This is a genomic window from Promineifilum sp. (SeqCode) (genome assembly GCF_041918635.1).
In the GTDB taxonomy this organism is placed as follows: Bacteria; Chloroflexota; Anaerolineae; order Promineifilales; family Promineifilaceae; genus Promineifilum.
This window is the reverse complement of the sequence record NZ_JAYRVJ010000609.1, coordinates 1-3419: the sequence shown is the minus strand read 5'-3', so window position 1 is coordinate 3419 and position 3419 is coordinate 1. Positions and strand designations below refer to the sequence as shown.

Annotated in this window: 3 protein-coding genes; all 3 read left to right on the top strand. The window is 66.7% G+C overall.

The annotated features are described in order from the left end of the window. Window positions 1-1282 (top strand): M20/M25/M40 family metallo-hydrolase (locus ACE3UY_RS18140; RefSeq protein ID WP_374688894.1); only part of this gene is annotated, 1282 nt, incomplete at its 5' end. 40 nt (window positions 1283-1322) lie between these two features. Beyond that, complete coding sequence (locus ACE3UY_RS18135; protein ID WP_374688893.1) at window positions 1323-2474, top strand: M20 family metallopeptidase; 1152 nt, start codon at window positions 1323-1325, stop codon at window positions 2472-2474. A 3-nt stretch (window positions 2475-2477) separates the two neighbouring features. Then, entirely contained in the window at window positions 2478-3188 is a 711-nt protein-coding gene (locus ACE3UY_RS18130) for a DtxR family transcriptional regulator (protein WP_374688892.1), read from the top strand. The last annotated feature ends 231 nt before the right edge of the window (window positions 3189-3419 follow it).

The following is a 3419-nucleotide window of genomic DNA, read 5'->3' as shown; positions in this document are numbered from 1 at the left end:
GTTCAGCCGGTGCTATAACTACTCCATGAAGCCCGTCGCTCCCGTTCCCGAACTCCAGTCCTACTTACAGCACAACTTGCACGTTTACCTCGACCTGCTGCACCAGATGGTGGCGGTCAACAGTTTCACCATGAACCAGCGCGGCGTCAACCGGCTGGGCCAACTGACGGCCGACCTCTTCGCCCCTCTGGGCTTCCAGAGCGAGTTTGTGCCGTCCGGCGGCTTCTCCTATGGCCGTCACCTCGTGCTGACCCGCGAGGGGGGCGCGACCAACGGCCAACCCGCCCCAGCGCTGGGCCTCATTTCCCATCTCGACACGGTCTACTCGGCCACTGAGGAGCAGGCCAACGACTTCCACTTCCGCATCGCCGGCGACCGCATCTACGGCCCCGGCACGGCCGACATCAAGGGCGGGACAGTTCTCATCTACATGGTTCTCGATGGCCTGCGTCACTTCTTCCCGGACGTGTTCAACGGCGTCACCTGGCGCGTGCTGCTGAACGCCGCCGAAGAGGTGCTGGCCCCCGACTTCGGCGCGCTGTGCCGGGAACGGCTGGCCGGCGCGCTGGCAGCGCTGGTGTTCGAAAGCGGCGACGTGGACGACGGCCACTACCAGTTGGTCACCGCTCGCAAGGGCATGGCCCGCTACCATATTACCGTCGCCGGCCGCAGCGCCCACGCCGGCGCGACCCACCACCAGGGGGCCAACGCCATCGTCCAACTGGCCGACATCGTCAGCCAGATAGCCGACTTCACCGACTATGAGCGCGACCTGACGTTCAACGTCGGCACCATCGTCGGCGGCACGCTGGTGAACCGCGTGCCCCACCAGGCCAGCGCCAGCGTGGAGATGCGCGCCTTCGACCCGGCGGTGTTCGACGAGGGGGTGGCGCGGATGTTGGCCTTCAACGACTATTGCAGCGTGCGCAGCGCCGCCGACGGCTACCCCTGCGCCGTCCAGGTGTCGCTGGATGGGCGCTGGGAGCCGTGGCCGGCCAACGCCGCAACCGAAGGGCTGCTGGCCGTCTGGCAAGGCGTTGCGACCGAGCTGGGCGCGACCATCGCGCCGCGCGCCACGGGCGGCCTGAGCGACGGCAACTGGCTGTGGGATCGCGTGCCGACGATAGACGGGCTAGGCCCGGCCGGGGCGCACGAACACTCGGCCGAGCGCAGCGACGACGGCAGCAAGGATCAGGAATACGCCCTGGCCTCATCGTTCGTGCCCAAGGCGGTGCTCAACACCATCGCCATCGCCCGGCTGGTCGAAAGCGGCGGTTTGTAGAGACGTTCCGCCGGAACGTCTCTACCCGATCAGGAGCGTTGTGGACTGGAACTCGCTATTGGCCGATTGCGTGTCGTTCGCCCAACGGCTTATCCGCATGCCGAGCATGAGCGGCGAGGAGATGGCTCTGGCCGCGCTCGTCGCCGCCGAGTTGCGCGACCTGGGCTATGATGAGGTCTGGGCCGACCCCGCCGGCAACATCTACGGCCGCGTCTACGGCCGCGACCGGAGCCTGCCAGCGCTCGTCCTCAACACCCACCTCGACCACGTCGATCCGGGCGATCCGGCGCTGTGGCCCGCGCCCCCCTTCGCCGCCGAGATTCGCGACGGACGGCTCATCGGCCGGGGCGCGGTTGACATCAAGGGGCCGCTGGCAGTGCAGGTCTATAGCGCGGCGGCGCTGCTGCGGGCCGGCGAGCGGCCGCAACGCGACGTGGTCTTTTGCGGCGTGGTGCAGGAGGAGATCGGCGGGGCGGGGGCGCTCTACTGGGTCGAACACCTCGACTACCCGGTCGAGCTGGTCGTGCTGGGCGAGCCATCGGGCAACATCCTGGCGCTGGGCCACCGCGGCATCGTCGAGTTCTGGTTGACCTTTCACGGGCGCTCCGGACATGCCAGCGCGCCGGAGCGGGCGGTTAACCCCAACTACGCCCTGGCCGCTTTTCTGACGCGGCTGGAGGCGGCCCAGGGGCAATTGCGCGCCCATCCGGTGCTCGGCCCTACGTCCGTCGCGCCGACCATCATCCAGGTGGACACGACCAGCGGCAACGTGACGCCAGCCTGGACGCGCGTCCTGCTCGACTTTCGCACGGCGGCCGAGAGCGTCAACAGTCTGTGCGCCTTCATCGACCGGCTGGCCGGCGACGCCCCGCACGCGCTGGCCTACGCCGACGGCCTGACGCCCTCGCCACTGACGAGTTCCGACGATGTACTGTGCGGCTTCTACACGCCGCCCGATAGCCCGCTGGTGGCGCGCGCCGCGACGGCCATTGGCCGGGGGATGGGGCGCGCGGCGGAGCTAGGGCACTACCATTTCGCTACCGACGGCCGCCACTTTGCCCCCTATGGCCTGACCGTCGTCGGCTACGCGCCGGGCGAGTGGTACGCCGCCCACACCGCCGGCGAGAGCATCGCCCTGGACGAGATGGGGGAGAGCCTGCGCGGCCACGTCCAGCTCTTACGGGAGTTCTAGACTATGCCCAAGATCGACGCCCTTGACCGCGGCCAATCGCAACAGCGCGACAACCTCAGCCACCAGGCCATTGAGGATTACGTGAAGACCATCTACAGCCTGGCGCAGGAGGAAAGCCCCGTCTCGACCTCGCGCGTGGCGGTGGCCCGGTCGGTCAAGCCCGCCTCGGCCACCAGTATGATCCAGCGTCTGGCCAAGCTCAATCTGGTCAACTACGAGAAGCACTACGGCGTGACGTTGACCGAGACAGGGGAGAAGCTGGCGCTGGAGGTCATTCGCCACCACCGGCTGCTGGAATTGTACCTGATGGAGGCGCTGGGCTTTCGCTGGGATGAGGTGCATGAGCAGGCCGACATCCTGGAGCACGTCATCAGCGAGAAGCTGGAAGAGCGCATCGCCGCGGCGCTCAACAATCCATCCTTCGACCCGCACGGCGACCCGATCCCCGCCCCCGACGGCACCATGGCCGTCATGGACACCACGGCGCTATCGGACGTGCCGGCCGGCGAGCACGCCCGCGTGGCTCGCGTCCCCGATGATTCCAACAGTGAGCTGTTGCGTTATCTGGCGAGTCTGGGCCTGGTTCCGGGCGCGGTGGTGAGCGTCCTGATTGTCGGCCCCTTTCTCGGCCCGCTGACCATCGAGGTGGACGGGGCGCGGCAGGTCATCGGGCGGAATCTGGCGGAGTTGATATTGGTGCAGCGGGGACAGTGATCAGTGGTCGGGGGTCACTGACCACCGATCACTAGCCACTAACCACTACCAAAAGATCACACGAAAGTCCTATTGCCTGCTTTTCGGGAGTATGCTAGTATCTGCTCACCCTGCTGTGCGCGAGAGTGTATCTAGCGTTGAGCCACTTATTTTTCCTTGGGAATTAGGATACGTAAGAGGGGATGTAGTAGCCGCAAGGCAAGGCAGTGTACCTCGAGACAAAATTCCCAC